The 17980-nt window shown below is 70.7% G+C and carries 23 protein-coding genes and 1 riboswitch; of the genes, 9 read left to right on the top strand and 14 right to left on the bottom strand.

The features are described from left to right. Nucleotides 1-14 precede the first annotated feature (14 nt). The gene (locus SCAB_RS24165; protein ID WP_037722797.1) at nt 15-1118 is read left to right on the top strand and encodes a GNAT family N-acetyltransferase; all 1104 of its coding nucleotides are present in this window, start codon (nt 15-17) and stop codon (nt 1116-1118) included. A 74-nt stretch (nt 1119-1192) separates the two neighbouring features. Here SCAB_RS24165 and SCAB_RS24160 read toward each other — a convergent pair whose 3' ends face one another. Both SCAB_RS24160 and SCAB_RS24155 read right to left on the bottom strand, forming a co-directional pair. Then, entirely contained in the window at nt 1193-1468 is a 276-nt protein-coding gene (locus SCAB_RS24160; protein ID WP_013002688.1) for a DUF4031 domain-containing protein, read from the bottom strand. Continuing rightward, nucleotides 1465-1896, bottom strand: coding sequence for a hypothetical protein (locus tag SCAB_RS24155; protein ID WP_037722798.1), 432 nt, complete (start codon nt 1894-1896; stop codon nt 1465-1467). Before SCAB_RS24155 ends, SCAB_RS24160 begins: the two co-directional genes overlap by 4 nt. Nucleotides 1897-1951: 55 nt before the next feature. On the opposite strand from SCAB_RS24155, the gene SCAB_RS24150 reads away from it, so the two are divergent. Both SCAB_RS24150 and murQ read left to right on the top strand, forming a co-directional pair. After that, a complete protein-coding gene (locus SCAB_RS24150; RefSeq protein ID WP_013002686.1) occupies nt 1952-2935 on the top strand; it encodes a MurR/RpiR family transcriptional regulator in 984 nt (327 codons plus the stop codon). A 172-nt stretch (nt 2936-3107) separates the two neighbouring features. Further along, nucleotides 3108-4106: an N-acetylmuramic acid 6-phosphate etherase gene (gene murQ / locus SCAB_RS24145; RefSeq protein ID WP_013002685.1), complete on the top strand. Its 999-nt coding sequence runs from the start codon at nt 3108-3110 to the stop codon at nt 4104-4106. Between the two features lies 1 nt (nt 4107). Here the strand turns inward: murQ and SCAB_RS24140 are convergent, their stop codons facing one another. Both SCAB_RS24140 and SCAB_RS24135 read right to left on the bottom strand, forming a co-directional pair. Next, nucleotides 4108-4524, bottom strand: coding sequence for a PIN domain-containing protein (locus SCAB_RS24140; RefSeq protein ID WP_013002684.1), 417 nt, complete (start codon nt 4522-4524; stop codon nt 4108-4110). Next, a complete protein-coding gene (locus SCAB_RS24135; protein ID WP_013002683.1) occupies nt 4521-4745 on the bottom strand; it encodes a type II toxin-antitoxin system VapB family antitoxin in 225 nt (74 codons plus the stop codon). Before SCAB_RS24135 ends, SCAB_RS24140 begins: the two co-directional genes overlap by 4 nt. 175 nt (nt 4746-4920) lie before the next feature. Here SCAB_RS24135 and SCAB_RS24130 point away from each other — a divergent pair, with 175 nt between their 5' ends. Continuing rightward, nucleotides 4921-5499, top strand: a complete 579-nt coding sequence (locus SCAB_RS24130) for a hypothetical protein (protein ID WP_013002682.1) — start codon at nt 4921-4923, stop codon at nt 5497-5499. 204 nt (nt 5500-5703) lie between these two features. Continuing rightward, nucleotides 5704-6573 (top strand): hypothetical protein, encoded by an 870-nt coding sequence (locus SCAB_RS24125; protein ID WP_013002681.1) that lies wholly within the window; start codon nt 5704-5706, stop codon nt 6571-6573. 15 nt (nt 6574-6588) lie between these two features. On the opposite strand, the gene SCAB_RS24120 is transcribed toward SCAB_RS24125, so the two are convergent. The 4 genes from SCAB_RS24120 to SCAB_RS24105 all read right to left on the bottom strand — a co-directional run bounded on the left by SCAB_RS24120 (nt 6589) and on the right by SCAB_RS24105 (nt 8211). Further along, nucleotides 6589-6789, bottom strand: a complete 201-nt coding sequence (locus SCAB_RS24120; RefSeq protein WP_013002680.1) for a type II toxin-antitoxin system VapB family antitoxin — start codon at nt 6787-6789, stop codon at nt 6589-6591. A gap of 53 nt (nt 6790-6842) precedes the next feature. Next, nucleotides 6843-7526, bottom strand: a complete 684-nt coding sequence (locus SCAB_RS24115) for a SecDF P1 head subdomain-containing protein (RefSeq protein ID WP_106437435.1) — start codon at nt 7524-7526, stop codon at nt 6843-6845. 254 nt (nt 7527-7780) lie between these two features. Continuing rightward, nucleotides 7781-7984, bottom strand: a complete 204-nt coding sequence (locus SCAB_RS24110; RefSeq protein ID WP_013002678.1) for a hypothetical protein — start codon at nt 7982-7984, stop codon at nt 7781-7783. Beyond that, entirely contained in the window at nt 7981-8211 is a 231-nt protein-coding gene (locus SCAB_RS24105; RefSeq protein WP_037729119.1) for a hypothetical protein, read from the bottom strand. Before SCAB_RS24105 ends, SCAB_RS24110 begins: the two co-directional genes overlap by 4 nt. A gap of 110 nt (nt 8212-8321) precedes the next feature. Between SCAB_RS24105 and SCAB_RS24100 the strand changes: the two genes are divergently transcribed. Further along, nucleotides 8322-9161 carry a helix-turn-helix domain-containing protein gene (locus tag SCAB_RS24100; protein ID WP_041670898.1) on the top strand — a complete coding sequence of 280 codons (840 nt, stop codon included), beginning with the start codon at nt 8322-8324 and terminating at the stop codon, nt 9159-9161. After that, the gene (locus SCAB_RS24095) at nt 9145-9408 is read left to right on the top strand and encodes a DUF397 domain-containing protein (protein WP_013002675.1); all 264 of its coding nucleotides are present in this window, start codon (nt 9145-9147) and stop codon (nt 9406-9408) included. The genes SCAB_RS24100 and SCAB_RS24095 overlap by 17 nt, the downstream gene beginning before the upstream one ends. Here the strand turns inward: SCAB_RS24095 and SCAB_RS24090 are convergent. Further along, complete coding sequence (locus SCAB_RS24090) at nt 9405-9995, bottom strand: hypothetical protein (protein WP_049875772.1); 591 nt, start codon at nt 9993-9995, stop codon at nt 9405-9407. The two genes, SCAB_RS24095 and SCAB_RS24090, sit on opposite strands and share 4 nt — an antisense overlap. A 368-nt stretch (nt 9996-10363) precedes the next feature. Here SCAB_RS24090 and SCAB_RS24085 point away from each other — a divergent pair, with 368 nt between their 5' ends. Together SCAB_RS24085 and SCAB_RS24080 are read left to right on the top strand one after the other, a co-directional pair. Next, on the top strand, nt 10364-11227 hold the full coding sequence (locus SCAB_RS24085; protein WP_049875771.1) for a hypothetical protein: 864 nt from the start codon (nt 10364-10366) through the stop codon (nt 11225-11227). Nucleotides 11228-11286: 59 nt separating this feature from the next. Beyond that, entirely contained in the window at nt 11287-11967 is a 681-nt protein-coding gene (locus SCAB_RS24080; protein WP_106437297.1) for a Uma2 family endonuclease, read from the top strand. 21 nt (nt 11968-11988) lie between these two features. On the opposite strand, the gene SCAB_RS24075 is transcribed toward SCAB_RS24080, so the two are convergent. The 5 genes from SCAB_RS24075 to thrC form a co-directional block, all read right to left on the bottom strand. Further along, complete coding sequence (locus tag SCAB_RS24075) at nt 11989-13110, bottom strand: NADH:flavin oxidoreductase (protein WP_013002671.1); 1122 nt, start codon at nt 13108-13110, stop codon at nt 11989-11991. A gap of 215 nt (nt 13111-13325) precedes the next feature. Further along, the gene (groL, locus tag SCAB_RS24070; RefSeq protein WP_013002670.1) at nt 13326-14948 is read right to left on the bottom strand and encodes a chaperonin GroEL; all 1623 of its coding nucleotides are present in this window, start codon (nt 14946-14948) and stop codon (nt 13326-13328) included. Between the two features lie 389 nt (nt 14949-15337). Further along, complete coding sequence (locus SCAB_RS24065) at nt 15338-15544, bottom strand: cold-shock protein (protein WP_005486335.1); 207 nt, start codon at nt 15542-15544, stop codon at nt 15338-15340. A gap of 462 nt (nt 15545-16006) precedes the next feature. Next, nucleotides 16007-16282, bottom strand: a complete 276-nt coding sequence (locus SCAB_RS24060; RefSeq protein WP_013002669.1) for a MoaD/ThiS family protein — start codon at nt 16280-16282, stop codon at nt 16007-16009. A gap of 119 nt (nt 16283-16401) precedes the next feature. Next, nucleotides 16402-17694 (bottom strand): threonine synthase, encoded by a 1293-nt coding sequence (gene thrC / locus SCAB_RS24055; protein ID WP_037729124.1) that lies wholly within the window; start codon nt 17692-17694, stop codon nt 16402-16404. Between the two features lie 17 nt (nt 17695-17711). Further along, a riboswitch (SAM riboswitch) is annotated at nt 17712-17858 on the bottom strand. Nucleotides 17859-17980: the final 122 nt, after the last annotated feature.

The raw sequence follows: 17980 nt of genomic DNA, 5'->3' as shown, positions 1-17980 counted from the left end.
CCGCCATGCGACCAATGGGTGGGGATCAGGTGGGGGAAGCCGTCGAGCACTGTCTGGCGGTGCTGGGGACGGTGGCCGACCGGGACTGGGAGGGCGTCAAGGCCGGCCGGCTGGAGTGGAGCTGCCGGGGGACGGCCGACCACATCGCGTCGGACCTGATCGCGTACGCGGGGCAGCTGGCGGGGCGGCCCACGGCACGCTGGGTACCGTTCGAGATCGACATGTCGGAGTGCGAGAGCAACGCCGACGTCCTGGAGGTGATCCGGACGACCGGCGTGCTGCTGGCCGCCACCGTCACCGCCACTCCCCGCTCGGTCCGCGGCTTCCACCCGTATCCGTTCCGCGCGGCCGACCGTGAGGGCTTCGCGGCGATGGGGGTCGCCGAGGTGCTGCTGCACACGTTCGACATCGCCGAGGGCCTCGGGCTCCCCGCGTCCGCGCACGTACCGCCCGTCGGGCTGTGCGAGTCCGTGCTCGCGCGCCTCTTTCCGCATGTCAGGCCCGGTGACGACCCCTGGGCGACGCTGCTGTGGGCCACCGGCCGGGGCGAGCTGCCGGGGCGCGCGCCCGTCACGCGGTGGCAGTGGCGCAATCCGCTGCACATCGACGCCGCTCGGCTCGTCCTCCAGGGCGTCCACCCGGCCGCCGCGTCCGATCTCGCCGAGGGCGGCGCCGGGGGCTTCGACTGGGTCGTGGGCGGGCCCGTCGACGGGACGCGCGTCGGGGCGGGGCTGACGTTCCAGGGGTACGAGGCGGGGGTGCACCGCCCGGAGTGGGGCATGTTCGTGCTCGTGCGCAAGGAGGACGGGCTGGCCCTCGGCGCGCTCGGCTACCACGGCGCACCGGACGAGGAGGGCCGCGTCGAGGTCGGCTACGACCTGGTCGAGGGGGCGCGCGGGCGCGGCTACATGACCGAGGCGCTGGGCGCGCTGGCCGACTGGGCGCGGCAGAGGGCCCGGGAGGAGGGGGACGTGCGGACGCTGTTCGCGGTCGTCGAGAAGACCAACACGCCTTCTCAAGGCGTCGTCTCCCGGGCCGGTTTCGAGAAGGTCAGCGACGACTGGGGCGACGGCGAGCACGGGACGCAGTTCGCCTACGAACTCCGCCTCGACGCCTGACATCTGACATCTGACGCCCGCCGGGCCCGTCGGGTTCTCCTCGCACGGGCCCGGTCCACACGGGCCGGGACCGCTCAGGCCGTCGTGGCCCCGCGCCGCTTCGGTCTGCGCAGGCCCGCCTCCGTCAGCCTGCGCAGCAGTTCCTTCGAGCCCACCTGCACGGCCCCCGCCCGTACGACCTCCTCGTAGCGGTGGGACGGGATGTCGTAGTGGTCGCGCTCGAAGGCACGCTCGGGAATGCCCAACCGCCCTGCGAAGGCGTGCAGTTCGTCGAAGGAGGCGTCGCTCACGAGGTGGGACCACATGCGCCCGTGCCCCGGCCAGGTGGGCGGATCGATGTAGAGGCTCACGACGAGGACCCCTTCCCGAACCCCTCACCGGACTCGTCCGCGGACTCTCCTGCGAGCGCCGTCCCCAGCGCCCCCACCTCCGCGACCCGCACCCCCGCCTGGTGGCACACCCACCGCGGGTCGGGTCCCAGCTCCGGTTCCACGTCGAGCGCGTGCGGGTCGCCGTCCTCGCAGACCGGGCAGAGGGGCCAGCGGCCGTACCGTTCGAGCAGGGCGTCCTGGACGTCCTGGGCGACGAGCCCGGCGACGTACGGCACCCCGTCCGGCCACTGCTCGACCCACCAGCGGCGCTGGACGACCGATTCCTCCACCATGGACACGACATCGGCCTCGGCGACCCTCCCGGCCGCCAGATCGGCGAGAACGAGGGCGCGGGCCGCGTGCAGCGCCTGCTCAAGGGGGCTCACGGGGTCACTGCTGGGGCTCATGCATCCATTGTGCGGCCCTTGACCACAGGGCCGGACAGAAAATATCTTTCATTATGTGAGTGATGACGTGAAGGAAATTTTCGCAGCCGCGGCGGGACAGGGCGCGACCCGCCCCGCCGAGGGGCGGAGCGGGTCCCCCACCACGTCGTCCGCACCCCCCGCCCCCGCCGCCCTCGCGGCGAAGGTGCGGACGCTGGCCCCGTCCATGACCCGTTCCATGCAGCGCGTAGCGGAGGCCGTCGCGAACGACCCGGCGGCCTGCGCCGCCCTCACGGTCACCGGCCTCGCCGAGCTGACCGGCACCAGCGAGGCGACGGTCGTCCGCACGGCCCGCCTCCTCGGCTACCCCGGCTACCGCGACCTGCGGCTCGCCCTCGCCGGTCTCGCCGCCCACCAGCAGTCGGGCCGCGCCCCCTCGGTCACGGCCGACATCGCGGTCGACGACCCGCTGTCCGACGTGGTCGCCAAGCTCGCCTACGACGAGCAGCAGACCCTCGCGGACACGGCCGCCGGACTCGACATGGGCCAGCTCGGCGCGGCGGTCGGAGCGCTGGCCGGGGCCCGTCGCATAGACATCTACGGCGTCGGCGCGTCCGGGCTCGTCGCCCAGGACCTCACGCAGAAGCTGCTCCGCATAGGACTGATAGCCCACGCGCACAGCGACCCGCACCTCGCCGTCACCAACGCGGTGCAGCTCCGTGCGAAGGACGTGGCCGTGGCGATCACCCACTCCGGCTCGACGGGCGACGTCATCGAGCCGCTGCGGGTCGCCTTCGACCACGGGGCGACGACGATAGCGATCACCGGGCGGCCGGACGGACCGGTCTCCCAGTACGCCGACCACGTCCTGACGACGTCCACGGCCCGGGAGAGCGAGCTGAGACCGGCCGCGATGTCGTCCCGGACGAGTCAGCTGCTGGTGGTGGACTGCCTGTTCGTCGGGGTGGCACAGCGGACCTACGAGTCGGCGGCGCCCGCGCTGTCGGCGTCGTACGAGGCGTTGGCGCACCGGCACCGCACCGGGGGCCCGTCGCGGTAGGAAGCCCGGAGACGAGCGCCCCGCCGGGCCGTCCAGGTCAGCCACCACACACCTGCCCCGCCCACGCACCACGCACCACACAGCACCAACCAGGCCCGTAAGGCACCGCCGCCCCCGGTCGCCCGCGCAGCACCGGCGTACCACCGCACCGCCCCGTACGGAATGAGCCGCCATGCCCCCCACCCCGCCTCCCGCCTCCTCCGACACCACCGCCGATGCCGCCGATGCCACCGCCGACGCCCTCTCCAACCACCTCGCCGTGCGCGCCGAGCTGGAGTCGCTGACGACCGAGGCGTTCCGGCCGGAGCTGGCCGACATCGATCAGCTGCCGACGCTCGACATCGCGAAGCTGATGAACGCCGAGGACGCGACCGTGCCGGCGGCGGTCGCCGCGCAGCTGCCGCTGATCGCGGCGGCCATCGACGCGATCGCGGAGCGGATGGCGCGGGGCGGCCGGCTCGTCTACGCGGGAGCGGGTACGGCCGGGCGGCTGGGTGTCCTGGACGCGTCCGAGTGCCCACCGACGTTCAACACCGCGCCCTCGCAGGTCATGGGCCTGATCGCGGGCGGCCGGGAGGCGGTGGTCACCTCGATCGAGGGGGCGGAGGACTCGGCGGAACTGGCCCGCGCCGACCTCGACGCGCTGGGGCTGACGCCCGACGACACGGTGGTCGGTGTCTCCGCCTCGGGTCGCACCCCGTACGCGGTGGGCGCGGTGGAGCACGCGCGCGCGGCCGGCGCGCTCACGATCGGGCTGTCCTGCAACGCGGCCAGCGCACTCGCCGCGGCGGCCGACCACGGCATCGAGGTCGTCGCCGGGCCCGAGCTGGTCACCGGCTCGACCCGCCTCAAGGCGGGCACGGCCCAGAAGCTGGTTCTCAACATGCTCTCGACGATCACCATGATCCGTCTCGGCAAGACCTACGGGAACCTCATGGTCGACGTCCGCGCCACCAACGACAAGCTCCGCGCCCGCTCCCACCGCATCGTCGCCCTCGCCACGGGCGCGACGGACGCCGAGATCGAGACGGCCCTGACCGCCACGAACGGCCAGGTCAAGCACGCCATCCTCACCATCCTGAGCGGCGTGGACGCGACCACGGCGACCCGCCTGCTGACGGAGACCGGAGGGCACCTGCGCGCGGCCCTGGCAGCGGCGACGACGGGCTGACCTACAGGGGCCCTTGGTGAACGTTGAGCTGGCGCAGCTCGACCGCCAGACGGGCGGCCGTCACGAAGTCCCTGTCGTCGTGCAGGACGACCAGGCCATGGTGAGCGGCGGTGGCACAGATCTGCAGATCGACGGCGGAGAGTGCCTGGTGTTCACCTCGCTCCGCGGCCCTCAGCTGCAGACCGCCGATCCAGTGCGGAGCGTGCTTCGGTACGGAGACGTCGGCGTAGAGGTCCTCGAACATCGCGTGGTACGCCTCGTACTCCTTGAGATCACGAGCCGACCGGAGGAACTCCGCGCGCTGCGGATAGCACGACCGGAGGTCGCCGTCCATGACGACCGGGCGCCACGCGTCGTGAAGACGCCGGTCCCGGAGCAGGCGCCACAGGGCGGACGAGTCCAAGAGATAGCCGCTCACGCGCGGTGGGCCTCCTTGTCCGCGCGATGCGCGGCCTCGGCCCCCTCGATGTCCCACTCCTGGGCGAGTTCGAAGTACTTGTCATGCGCGGCGCCGCGCTGCAGCCGCAGGTTGTACTCCTCCAGCGCCTTCGCCACGGCCGCCGTCTTCGTCCGGTGCCCGCCCAGGCGCTTGGCGGTCTCCAGCGCCTCGTCGTCGATGTCGATGTGCGTCAGGGACATACGGCCCTCCGGCTCCCGCGATGTACAGAATCATCGGCGATCCCGTCATTCAGTGTACATAGCTGACCCTGCGAGGCCCGGCCCCGGAGGTGTTGTCAGTGGGGTGTGGCACGGTGGTGGGGATCGCCGATGTCCCGCATGCCCCTGCCCCCTCCCCCAGGGAAGGACCGAGCCCGTGAACCACGCCCAGCTCACCGCCCTCGGCCGCGCCCTGCGCCTCCTCGGCGAGCACGGCGACGCGCTGAACGCCGACACGCCGGACGCCCGGCTGCACGAGGTGAAGGACGACATCAAGCGCGCCCTGGAGCTGCTGGACGAGACGGTCACGTCGGCCAAGCCGACGACGCGCTGCGCCGAGCATCCGAACGGCCCGGTCGACGAGGAGGCCCCCGACCGCTGCCTCCTGTGCGAGACCCGCCGCCGCACCGCCCGCCGCACCCAGCTGAACGACAGCTACGGCCCTCCCCGCCCCACCGGCCCCACCGCCCAGGCCCCCTCGCGCTACGGCGTACGGGACGACCGCCCCGAACCCCAGCAGCGCTGGCTCCCCGAGGCGTGGAACGGCCAGGTCTGGCAGCTCTGCGGCACCCCCCGCCGCGACCGCCGCGAGGCCGAGCTGTTCCTCACCGCGCAGCGCCGGGGCCCCCGCCCGGCCATCGCGTACCGCCTGGTCCAGGAGTTCACGGACTACGACGTGACCCGTATCTGGGGCGAGCCGGTCCGGATGGACATCGAGCCGATGGGGAACGTCTGAGCGGTCGCCCGGCGGGAGCGTGCTTGAGCGTGCTGATCACCGGCCGCCGCCCGGCATCCGCTGATCGGACCAACGGCCGCTCCGGCACCGGGCCGCCTCCCCTCGCATCTGGCAGAGTCGACGGGGGTCCAGGGTCCGTGGCCGACGGCACCCGGCCTCAGTGACCTGGGGAGACACCATGGGCGCAGCGGCAGACGGCCCTCGATGACACAGCCCGGACAGCCACCACTGTCGGAACAGCCAGGACAGCACGCCGAGGGCGCCGGCCCGTTCACGACTCGGCTCACCTGGCAGCCGCCCGGCGGCGGTACCGCGGTCTGGGAGTCCCGGCTCGCCCGCCGCCGCGGACTCATCACCGTCCATCCGGCCGGGGCGGCCGCCCCTCACCACGCCCGCGCGGACGACACCGCCGTCGCCCGGCTGCGCACGCTCAACGCGATCGCCGCCACCGTCTTCGTCGTCGGCGGAGCGCTGTTCGCCGCGGGTGCCGCCGTCGCCCAGTTCGGCTCGGGCGACGCCACCACCGCCGCGTCGATCTACTTCGCCGGCGGCCTCTTCTTCAACGCCGGCGGCTATGTGTCCCTGCTCCAGGTGATCAACGCGCCTCGCCATGTGCCGGGCGGCGAGGGCGTCCTGGTCACCCGGCGCTGGCGATGGTGGAGCTACGAGCCGGGCCGGGCCGACTGGCTGAGCACGTTCGTCCTGTTCGCCGGCACCCTGGTCTTCGGCGTCAACCTGCTCGACTCCTTCCTCCAGGGCCTGAGCGTGCAGCAGGTCAACCGTCTGATCTGGACGCCCGACATGATCGGCTGCGCGCTCTTCCTGATCTCCGGGCACCTCGCCCTGGTGGAGATCTGCCACGGCCGGCCGCGCCTGCTGCCGCACGACCTCGGCTGGTGGATCGTCGCCGTGAACCAGCTCGGCTCGGTCCTCTTCATGGTCTCGGCGTTCGCCGCCTACACCCGCCCGGCCACCGGCAGCCTCATCAACGCCGACATCGCCAACTGGGGCACCCTCACCGGCGCCCTCTGCTTCTCCGTCGGCGGCATCCTCCAGCACCTCGAACGCCCGTAGCCGGCGGCACCGCGGTCAGCCCTGGGGCTCCTGCGGCTTGACGTCGACCTCGCGCAGGCCCTGCTCCGTGAGCCCGGCGCGGGCCTCGGTGCGATGCCCCCGGGCGATGTAGTCCCGCACGACCGCCTCGACGGCGTCCTGCGGCGATCCGACGCCCGCCAGGACCATCACCTCCACCACCAGTTCGGCATCGAGACTGATGTTGACCTTGGCCACGAGCTGCCCCCTTCGTCGGCCTCGGAGACTAACAGCCGCCCGGCAGAAGGGCTTCAGCCGACACCGGCCGGCAGCGTGGTCACGGAGGACACCCGCAGGCGTACGGGAAGGGCGCCCGTGTCCAGGTTGGCCGCCAGTTCCTCGGCCTCCTGGACGGTGAAGGAGCCGGAGATCTCGGCCGCGCCGCCGGTGATCGCGCTGGTCACGGCGGGGGCGGAGACGACCTCACCGTCGAGGACGATGGCGAACTGGTTCTGCGGCGAGGTCTGCCGGGCCAGCCTGCCCGTGACGTCGGCGAACTTCTTCGCGCCCGCCGAGGTGAACTTCAGCGTCACGAACCAGCCGCCCCCGCGTGCCGCGTCGACGTCCGCCGCCGCGTCGGACACATCCGTGCCGGGCAGGGCCACGGGGCCGAGTTCGTACGTGGACAGGACGTCCTGCTGCTCCCCGCACGCGGTCAGCGGCTGCGACGGGGAGGCGTCCACGTCCGCCCGGCACCGGCCCTTGTCCTCCGTCGGCGTCTGGGCCAGCACCGGCCGGAACGCCAGCTCGGCCGGCGCGCCCAGCGCCTTCAGCGACTCCTGGCTCTCGGCAGGACCGGCCACCGTGATCTGCCGCCGCTCCTCGACCGTCACCTCGACATCCGTCAGCTTGGCGGCCTGCACCCGCTCCCGCATCAGCCCGGCCGCCCGGTCCAACGCCTCCGCGGCGACGGGTTCTTCGGACGTGAACGTCACGTACGCCCGGCCCCCGCCCGAGGAACCCGAGGGGGAGGGCGAGGCCGTGGTGCGCGGCCGGTCCGACCCCGTCGCCTTCGAGTCGCCGCCCGGACCGTCACCCGCGCCGCCGCACCCGCACAGCAACCCCACCAGACACACCAGTCCGAGCATCCCTCGCCGCACAGCCGTCCCCCGCCCTCGATCCGTGGCCGTCCAGCCTGGCACGCCCGCGCCACAAAGGGGACAGCTTCCCTCCAAATGTCACCAAGCGCTCAACACGGCAGCCTCCCCTCGCCGTTGACCTGCCGCACCCGGGCCCGCAGCACCTCCCCCGGGGCGGCCTCGCGGAGCGTGTCCGGCGGACAGTCCCACTCCCGCCCGCCCCCGACCGGTCGCAACTGCACGTAGCCGCCCTCGCGGCCCATCACCTCGCCGAGACGGCCGCTGCGTACGTCCACGGCGTACGACCGGGTCACGCCTCGGCCGCGTTCCGCAGGACGGCGGCGAGGTCGGCGGCGACCTGAAGGTTGCAGCAGCCCAACTCGACCAGCGGATAAGGCAGTTCGCTGGCGCCGGTGATCGGGTCGACCCGCAGCGACGGCAGGATGATCCCGACACCGCGCAGCGCCGTGTCCAGTTGCTCGACGGCCTCCTCGGTCGTCCGCACCCGGTTACGCCCCGTCGCTGCCGCTCTGTTCTCCACGTTCGCCCTCCACGCTGGGTTGCCGATTCACGACACAGCGTGTCCGAAGGGCTCTAGCCTGGCCAGGTACGACGCCCCAACAGGGGTTCTGCTGGATGGGAGCTGTGGCCGTGCCAGGACCGAAGGATCTGGACCCGTCGTCGTCGCCCCGGGCGCTGTTGGGGGCGGAGTTGCGGCACGCGAGGGAGAGGGCGGGGCTCAGCCAGGAGGATCTGGGCCAGCGGTTGTTCGTGAGCGGGTCGTTCGTGGGCCAACTGGAATCAGCGGTGCGGCGCTTGCAGCCGGAGATCGCGCGGCTGATCGATGTGGCGCTGGAGACGGGGGACTTCTTCAGCCGGAACTGCAAGGCCGCGTCCAAGTCCCGCTACCCCGAACACTTCGCGGAACTGGCGGAGTCGGAAGCGTCAGCCACTGCGATCCGGGAGTACCAGCCTCTGCTGATCCCCGGCCTCCTCCAGACTCCGGCGTACGCACGTGCCGTGAACCGTGCCTTCGCTCCGACAGCACCGGAGGAGACCATCGAGGAATGGGTGGAGGGCCGCGTGGTCCGCACCCGCCTCCTCGACGATCCAACAAAGCCGCTGTTGTGGGCAGTGCTCGACGAAGCCGTACTACGCCGAGAGACCGGCGGACGTGCCGTGATGGCGGAGGCGCTGAACCACGTCGCGTCTCTGGCCCGACGAAGTCGTGTCATCTTGCAGGTGCTGCCGTTCAGCGCGGGCGGGCACACGGCCATGCAGGGCTCGCTGAGGTTGATGGACTTCGCGGACGCCCCTCCGCTGGCGTACTTCGAGAGCGTGCGCGTCGGGCGCCTGGAGGACGACCCGGCACTCGTCACGCAACTGAAGCTCACCTTCGAACTCCTCGCCGCCGCTGCGCTCCCATCCGAGAAGTCCCTGGTCATGGTCGAAGCGGTGGCGCAGGATTATGCCCATGAGCAGCGTCCCTGACTACGACCTGAGCACCGCCACCTGGCACAAGTCCAGCTACAGCGGCGGCGGCGGCGACAACTGCCTGGAGGTAGCCCGCTGGCGCAAGTCCACGTACAGCGACGGCGACGGCGGCAACTGCCTCGAAGTCGCCGAAGGCCACCCCACCCACATCCCCGTGCGGGACTCCAAGACCCCCCTCGGCCCGGCGCTCGTGTTCCGGGCCGAGGCGTGGTCCGCGTTCGTCGACGACCTGAGGCGGCACTAGCCGAACGGGTTGCCGTGACCCGGTGGCCGGCCGCCCGGCGGCAGATAGCGCAGGCGCCCGGCCCGGTCGGTCACCGGCGTGAACCCGGCGGCCTCCAGCCGGGCGGTGTACCTGACGTTGCGGCGACGGGTCGCGGTGAGCCCCAGGTACGCCAGCCCCATGAGCACGACCCAGCTGCCGACACCGACGGCGACAGCCACACCGACGGCAACGCCCTTGAACAGGTATCCGATGCCGAAGGCCAGCCCGGTGAGACCGATACCCGCGAGGCCCAACCGCTCCTTGTCCGTGTGCTGATGGCCGAGGTCGAACAGCATGCGGGCCCTGAGGAGTTCGATCTCCTCGGGCACGACGGGCGGCAACGGACCCCCGTTCCGTGCGTCGGGATACCGCGCACGGTTCCGCTCGGCACGCTCCCGGCCCTCGGGGCTCGGGTCGGGCACGAGACGCAGCGCCATCTTGTTGTCGCCGGTGATGTTCAGGTCCCCGTACTCGTACCCGAACTGCCCGGCGAGGAGGGCGAGTCGGGTGAGCCCCTTCATCGTCGTCATGCCGATGACGAGCTGCACGGGCTCACCGCTCTCCATCTTCCGCAACATCTTCCGCGCGCGTCTCGCACCCACCAGGCCCCCCGTCCGTCACCAACGCCTGCTACACCAACACCTATTGCTCGAACAGAATTTCACCGATGCCTCCCGCCGCGGCCCCCGAAGCTCAAGCCGTCAGCCCCGAGCCCTCTTTTCAAGGAACGGGAGGTGGGCCTCAACCCACCCTCCCACCCGGCAAGTTGACGGCATGCGGTCGACTTGCAACGCAACGTGACGTTGCTGATACGGTGCCCGCAGACGAAACAGCCCCCGCCAGGTGCTACCAACACCTGCGGGGGCTTGACCTCCGAGATCGAAACACAGGCGATCCCGTGGCTGCTGCCAACTTTAGTGCTGCACTCCGACCCGTGCACGCGGACCCTCACCCTCCGCATCGCCACCCCAGGGCCGCCCCGGGCTACGGCAAACGCGCCGCGCCCGGTCAACTCCCGCGCACCGCACACGACTTCGCGGACCTTCTCCCCCGCGAGGCGGCGATCGCCGCGTACCTCGACCGCCTCCCCGACGGCGCCGACATCAGCGTGAAGACGCTGGCCAAGGAGCTGCCGTACGGGCAGTGCGCCCTGCGGACCGCCCTCAACAGGCTGCAGGCGGCGGGGCACTTGCGCCGGGGGCGCGAACATCTGACCGCCGTGTCGGGCACCGCGCACTGGATCACCCGAACGTGGTTCTCTCGTACCGCGCGCGACGACGACTGGTGGGCGAGGTTCACCCGGGGTGACGTACCGGAGGAGTCGTACAAGCCACCGCCGACCCGCTCCCGCGCGCACATCCTCCTCGCGGCCCTGGGCCGGGAGACCCCCGCGCTCTCCCTCTCCCAGTCGGACTGCGCGGAACTGGCTCCACTGCTGCTGCCGTGGTTCGAGCGGGGCGCGACCGACGAGGTGATCCGCCGGGCCCTGGTCTCCGGCCTCCCGGCCCCCGTCCACAGCCCGGCCGCCCTCCTGCGCACCCGCCTCCTCGCCAAGCTGCCCCCGGAACCGGCGCCCGCACCCGACCCCGTACCCCCGCCGCCGCGCATGCTGGAGTGCGGCGAGTGCGGCACACCGGGTCCTCCGGAGGCCCTCCCGGGCGGAATGTGCGGCGCCTGCCGGGGCGAACGCGCCCCCGCCCGCCCCTACACGGCCCTCTCCGCAGCCGCGGTCCGCACCCACGCGTCCCGGATCCGAGCGGCGATGTCACCACAGCCCCGCGAAAGGACACCCGTATGACCGCTCCTACGGTCCGCCGCCATCACTCCGGGGCACGATGGGAGGAAGGAGGCGACACCATGACCCCTGACACCGCTGAGCGCCCGCAGATGTCCGTCGAGGACTTCGAGGAACTCGTCCGCAGGGCCCCCAGAGAGCTGCGGAACCGGCTGGAGTTCCTCGGCGGGAGGCTGTGTGTCCGGCACGGCCCGCTCGACGTCGACGAGTTCGAGGAGCTGGCCGCAGCGGCTCCCGAAACCGTGCGGCTTGAGTACATCAACGGAAAAGTAGAGGTCAAGGCAGTGCCGGACGGCAAGCACACGTCGATCTTCATGTGGTTGCTACGCCAGTGCATGCAGCAACGGCCCGATCTGGACCTCGCGCCCGAGCGTGGTGTGAAGGCAGAGGCCTACCGGAAGGGCCGCGCTCGCACCGACGGATTCCTGGCACCGGTCGATCACTTCGTGCATGACCGTGAGTGGTCCACCCCGGACGGCGCCCTCATGGCCGTGGAGATCACCTCCCACGACCGCGACACCGACCAGCGCGACCGCGTCGACAAGCCCCTCGGCTACGCGGCGGCCGAGATCCCCGTCTACCTCCTCATCGACCGCGACCACACCACCGTCACCGTGTTCAGCGAACCGAAGGACGGACGGTACCGGCGGACCGAGTCCTGCGCGTGGGGCGCGACCGTCGAGCTCCCGGCGCCCGTGAACATCACCTTGGACACCGAGAAGCTCAAGGACTACGCCGACTGACCCGCGGGCCCGGCCCCCGCCTCAGCTGAGCGAGGTCAGCGCCGCCGGCTGGAACGCCTTCAGTTCGTCGAAGCGGCCGTCGAGGACCTTCGCGGCCCACTGCGGGTCCTGGAGGAGCGCGCGGCCCACGGCGACGAGGTCGAACTCCTCGGCCTCCAGGCTGTTCAGCAGGTCGTCGATCCCCTTCGCCGACGCGCCCTCACCGGCGAACGCGGTGAGGAACTCGCCGTCCAGGCCGACCGAGCCGACCGTGATGGCGGGCTTGCCGGTGAGCTTCTTCGTCCAGCCCGCGAGGTTCAGCTCGGAGCCCTCGAACTCCGCCTGCCAGTAGCGGCGGGTGGACGCGTGGAAGGCGTCGACGCCGGCCGCGACGAGCGGGCTGAGCAGCGCCTCCAGCTCCTCGGGCGTGTCGGCGAGGCGCGCGTCGTACCCGTCCTGCTTCCACTGCGAGTAGCGGAAGATGACGGGGAAGCCGGCCGACACCGAGTCCCGCACGGCCGCCACGACCTCCGCCGCGAACTTCGTCCGGGCGACGAGATCACCGCCGTAGGCGTCCGTGCGGCGGTTGGTGCGCTCCCAGAGGAACTGGTCGATGAGATAGCCGTGGGCGCCGTGCAGCTCGACACCGTCCATGCCGATGCGCTCGGCCTCGGCGGCGGACTTGGCGAACGCCTCGACGACCTCGTCGATGTCGGCCTGCGTCATGGCCCGGCCGCCCTCGGCCTCGGTGCCGTCGACCCGCAGCCCGGACGGGCCGAGGACCGGCGCGTCGGGGAAGAGCTGTCCCTGCCGCCGGACGGCCCCGATGTGCCACAGCTGCGGGACGATCGTGCCGCCGTGGGCGTGCACCGCCTCCGCGACCTTCGCCCACCCCGCTAGCTGCTCCTCACCGGCGAACCTCGGCACGTTGTCCAGGTCACCGGCGGTCTCGTGCCCGATGTAGGTCCCCTCGGTCACGATCAGACCGACGCCCGCGGCGGCCCGCCGCCCGTAGTACGCGGCCACGTCCGGCCCCGGCACACCGCCGGGCGAGAACGTGCGCGTCATGGGCGCCATGGCGATCCGGTTCGGAACGGTCAGACCGTTGATCGTGACGGGCCGGGACAGTACCTCGGCGGCACGGGAGGTGGAGGCGGTGGTCACGTGAGGGCTCCTCGGGACGAACGGATGGAACAAGCGGGTGACTCGCATTACATGCGCGTGCATATAGCCACCCTCCGGACAACCGCCCCGCCCGCCCCGGCATTCCGCCCCCGCCCCCGCCTCCGATGTGACCCCGGACACGCCCGAGGGCGGCACCCCCTGTGTCCAGGGAGTGCCGCCCTCGGTACTGAAGGACGGTGATCGACCGGGGTCGATCAGAAGTCCATGTCACCGCCCGGCATGCCGCCGCCGGCGGGCGCGGCGGCCTTCTCCGGCTTGTCGGCGATGACGGCCTCGGTGGTGAGGAAGAGCGCGGCGATGGAGGCCGCGTTCTGCAGCGCGGAGCGCGTGACCTTCGCCGGGTCGATGATGCCCTCGGCGATCATGTCGACGTACTCACCGGTCGCGGCGTTCAGGCCGTGACCGACGGGGAGGTTGCGCACCTTCTCGACGATGACACCGCCCTCCAGGCCACCGTTGACGGCGATCTGCTTGAGCGGGGCCTCCAGGGCGAGCTTCACGGCGTTGGCGCCGGTCGCCTCGTCACCCGACAGCTCCAGCTTCTCGAAGACCGAGGATGCCTGCAGCAGGGCCACGCCACCACCGGCGACGATGCCCTCCTCGACGGCCGCCTTCGCGTTGCGAACGGCGTCCTCGATGCGGTGCTTGCGCTCCTTGAGCTCGACCTCGGTCGCGGCACCGGCCTTGATGACGGCCACGCCGCCCGCGAGCTTCGCCAGGCGCTCCTGGAGCTTCTCGCGGTCGTAGTCCGAGTCGCTGTTCTCGATCTCGGCGCGGATCTGGTTGACCCGGCCCTGGACCTGCTCCGAGGAGCCGGCCCCGTCGACGATCGTGGTCTCGTCCTTGGTGATGACGACCTTGCGGGCGCGGCCCAGCAGATCGATCGTGGTGTTCTCCAGCTTGAGGCCGACCTCCTCGGAGATCACCTCGCCGCCGGTGAGGATGGCGATGTCGTTCAGCATCGCCTTGCGGCGGTCGCCGAAGCCCGGGGCCTTGACGGCGACGGACTTGAAGGTGCCACGGATCTTGTTGACGACCAGGGTCGACAGGGCCTCGCCCTCGACGTCCTCGGCGATGATCAGCAGCGGCTTGCCCGACTGCATGACCTTCTCCAGGAGCGGGAGCAGGTCCTTGACGGAACCGATCTTGGAGTTGGCGATCAGGATGTACGGGTCGTCGAGCGACGCCTCCATCCGCTCCATGTCGGTGGCGAAGTACGCCGAGATGTAGCCCTTGTCGAAGCGCATACCCTCGGTGAGCTCCAGCTCCAGACCGAAGGTCTGGGACTCCTCGACGGTGATGACGCCTTCCTTGCCGACCTTGTCCATCGCCTCGGCGATGAGCTCGCCGATCTGGGTGTCGGCGGCGGAGATGGAGGCCGTGGAAGCGATCTGCTCCTTGGTCTCGACATCCTTCGCCTGCTCCAGCAGGGCGCCGGAGACGGCCTCGACGGCCTTCTCGATGCCGCGCTTGAGAGCCATCGGGTTGGCACCGGCGGCGACGTTGCGCAGGCCCTCGCGTACGAGCGCCTGGGCGAGAACGGTCGCGGTGGTCGTACCGTCACCGGCGACGTCGTCCGTCTTCTTGGCGACTTCCTTGACCAGCTCGGCGCCGATCTTCTCGTACGGGTCCTCGAGCTCGATCTCCTTGGCGATGGAGACACCATCGTTGGTGATCGTGGGGGCGCCCCACTTCTTCTCGAGGACGACGTTGCGGCCCTTGGGGCCGAGCGTCACCTTGACGGCGTCCGCGAGCTGGTTCATGCCGCGCTCGAGGCCGCGCCGTGCCTCCTCGTCGAACGCGATGATCTTGGCCATGTGAAGTGGTCCTCCCGGACAGGGGGTGGATTGCTCCGGACCGCGCTGGCGCCCGCGACGGACGGCCTGCCTGCCTCGTGGTTCCTTGCCCCACCCGGCTTGCGGGCCTCGCCGACCCGGTCCTCGTTGTCACTCTCACCTTCAGAGTGCTAACGCCAATGATTAGCACTCGCCCCCTGCGAGTGCAAGCGCCTCTCGATGATCCGCAGGTGAACGCGCCCCCCGCGCCCCGTGCGCGACCCCCGGTGCGCACCCCTGCCGGGGCCGGTTCGAGGGCCTGTGCGCACCCAGAGGGCCCGCGCACACAAGAGGGCTCGCACCCCGGAGCGGGGTGCGAGCCCTCCTATGAAGAACGAAGAACGTCGCTGCGTTGAAACCCGGCGCGTACTTCAGCCGGCCGCGAGCCGGACCATGTCCGCCTGCGGCCCCTTCTGACCCTGCGAGATCTCGAACTCGACCCGCTGGCCCTCTTCCAGGGTGCGGTAGCCGTCCATCTGAATCGCGCTGTAGTGGACGAATACATCCGCACCACCGTCGACCGCGATGAAGCCGTACCCCTTCTCCGCGTTGAACCACTTGACGGTGCCCTGAGCCATGCCTAACTCCCCTATTACTGGCCCTTGCACAGATCCACACTTCGCGGATCCGGGTCAGACCTCACCCCCCAACGGTTGGGGGTGTGCGCCGGAACGCGTCGACCGCGGCCGAATGTATCTGTCCAACTGCCCTCTGCAACAGGTCAATCGGACGAGAAATCTGGACACGACCGGTCGGGAATGTACGAACAATTCGCCCGAATTCAGGGCAAGTCGGGCCCCATAAAAGGAGCGAAACACGCAAATGCCCTGCACACTTTGGCTACTTCATATAGGGCGCGCGGCGGAATCACATATGCGTCCGGCATGGAATCACTACGGTGATCGCACCGGGTTCCCCAACTCTACAGTGCTCAACCATAGAGAATTGCCCCCTCCGCTTCTCTCACGGAGGGGGCAATTCGATGAACGCTCGGTAATCGAAGTTACCGACGGTTACTACCGACCGGTACGGACCGGGGGTCAGCCACCGGCGACGGCCGGAATGATCGACACGCCCGCGCCGTCCGGCGTCACCGTCTCCAGCCCCTGCTCGAACCGGACGTCGTCGTCGTTCACGTACACGTTCACGAACCGCCGCAGCTTGCCCTGGTCGTCGAGAACGCGGGCGGCGATCCCGTTGTGGTTCTTCTCCAGATCGGCGATGACCTCGGCGAGGGTGCCGCCCTCCGCGGCGACCTCGGCCTGTCCGCCGGTGTAGGTGCGAAGAATGGTGGGGATGCGGACGGAAACGCTCATGACGTGTGACCTCCGGTCAGTGCAGAAGAGTTAGGGGCGCGGGGCTGAGTCAGATGTGCGGCTACCGCCGCGTGGGCGCGACCAGCCCCCACAGGCCGCGGACGAACGACTACCAGTCCTTAGACAAGGCCGGCCTCACGGAACGAATCAAGGCTGGGCCGGATGGTGGCGGTGAGCCCCGTCCCCGCCACCGCGTCCAGCGTCTTGAGGCCGTCCCCCGTGTTGAGCACGACCGTGGTGAGCGTCGGGTCCAGCAGCCCGTCCTCGATCAGCTTCTTCGTCACGCCGACGGTCACACCACCGGCGGTCTCGGCGAAGATCCCCTCGGTCCGCGCGAGCAGCTTGATCGCCTCGACGACCTGCTCGTCCGTCACGTCCTCCACGGCCCCGCCGGTCCGCCGCGCGATGTCGAGCACGTACGGCCCGTCCGCCGGGTTGCCGATCGCCAGCGACTTCGCGATGGTGTTCGGCTTCTGCGGCCGCACCACGTCGTGCCCGGCCTTGAAGGCCACCGACACCGGCGAGCAGCCCTCGGCCTGCGCACCGAAGATCTTGTACGGCTTGTCCTCGACGAGCCCGAGCTTGATCAGCTCCTGCAGCCCCTTGTCGATCTTGGTGAGCTGCGACCCGGAGGCGATCGGCACGACCAGCTGGTCGGGGAGCTGCCAGCCGAGCTGCTCGCAGATCTCGTACGCCAGGGTCTTGGAGCCCTCCGCGTAGTACGGCCGCAGGTTGACGTTCACGAAGCCCCAGCCCTCGCCGGCCGGGTCGCCGATCAGCTCGGAGCAGAAGCGGTTCACGTCGTCGTAGTTGCCCTCGATGCCGACCAGCTCGCCGCCGTAGACCGCGGCCATGACGACCTTGCCCTGCTCCAGGTCGTGCGGGATGAACACGCAGGACCGGAAGCCGGCGCGGGCGGCGGCGGCGCCGACGGCACCGGCCAGGTTGCCCGTGGAGGAGCAGGACAGCGTGGTGAAGCCGAAGGCGCGGGCCGCCTCCAGCGCCTGGGCGACGACACGGTCCTTGAAGGAGTGCGTGGGGTTGCCGGAGTCGTCCTTGACGAAGAGCTTTCCGGCGTCGACGCCGAGCGCGGCGGCCAGGTTGTCGGCCTGCACGAGCTGGGTCCAGCCGGGATTGATGTTCGGCTTGGTCGCCACGTCGGCCGGGACGGGCAGCAGGGGCGCGTACCGCCAGATGTTCGCCGGCCCGGACTCGATCCGCTTGCGCAGCTCCTCCGTGTCGTACGCGGAGTAGTCGTACGCGATCTCCAGCGGCCCGAAACACTCCTCGCAGGCGAAGACCGGTCCGAGGGGGACGCGGTGACCGCACTCACGACAGCTCAGTGCGGCGGCCGGGCCGAGGTCTACTGTGGAGGGGGAGTCGGTGGTGCTTGCAACAGTCTGCGCAGCCATGGAGGCGAGGCCCTTTCTCCTCATCTTCCTCGCGGCGCACTTCGCCGCGAGACGGATTTGGCACCTTCCCGAGCCGGGAGCCTCACCACGACGACGTGGTCAGACCGGCTGGAGGGTTGCCGGGGCTTCATCGGGCCGTATCCCTCTGCCCCTCTGGATGAGCGGTATTTGGTTGTATGAGCCGACGGGCACCGACATGCGATGGTCACCAGCGTTGTCCAAGACTGTAACCGAAGGCCAGGACAGTTGAGAGAGCCGTCCGAACCGCGAGATGAACGCAGAGGAG

This window comes from Streptomyces scabiei 87.22, assembly GCF_000091305.1.
Lineage (GTDB): Bacteria > Actinomycetota > Actinomycetes > Streptomycetales > Streptomycetaceae > Streptomyces > Streptomyces scabiei.
This window is presented reverse-complemented; position numbering and strand designations above follow the sequence as displayed.

Coding starts and splice junctions, on each gene's coding strand:
- SCAB_RS24090 (WP_049875772.1), bottom strand. CDS start 9,995: ATGGAGAGCGGTGAGCCCGTGCAGCTCGTCATCGGCATGACGACGATG.
- SCAB_RS24080 (WP_106437297.1), top strand. CDS start 11,287: ATGACCCCTGACACCGCTGAGCGCCCGCAGATGTCCGTCGAGGACTTC.
- groL (WP_013002670.1), bottom strand. CDS start 14,948: ATGGCCAAGATCATCGCGTTCGACGAGGAGGCACGGCGCGGCCTCGAG.
- SCAB_RS24135 (WP_013002683.1), bottom strand. CDS start 4,745: ATGTCCCTGACGCACATCGACATCGACGACGAGGCGCTGGAGACCGCC.
- SCAB_RS24125 (WP_013002681.1), top strand. CDS start 5,704: ATGACACAGCCCGGACAGCCACCACTGTCGGAACAGCCAGGACAGCAC.
- thrC (WP_037729124.1), bottom strand. CDS start 17,694: ATGGCTGCGCAGACTGTTGCAAGCACCACCGACTCCCCCTCCACAGTA.
- SCAB_RS24155 (WP_037722798.1), bottom strand. CDS start 1,896: ATGAGCCCCAGCAGTGACCCCGTGAGCCCCCTTGAGCAGGCGCTGCAC.
- SCAB_RS24165 (WP_037722797.1), top strand. CDS start 15: ATGGGTGGGGATCAGGTGGGGGAAGCCGTCGAGCACTGTCTGGCGGTG.
- murQ (WP_013002685.1), top strand. CDS start 3,108: ATGCCCCCCACCCCGCCTCCCGCCTCCTCCGACACCACCGCCGATGCC.
- SCAB_RS24095 (WP_013002675.1), top strand. CDS start 9,145: ATGAGCAGCGTCCCTGACTACGACCTGAGCACCGCCACCTGGCACAAG.
- SCAB_RS24060 (WP_013002669.1), bottom strand. CDS start 16,282: ATGAGCGTTTCCGTCCGCATCCCCACCATTCTTCGCACCTACACCGGC.
- SCAB_RS24065 (WP_005486335.1), bottom strand. CDS start 15,544: ATGGCTCAGGGCACCGTCAAGTGGTTCAACGCGGAGAAGGGGTACGGC.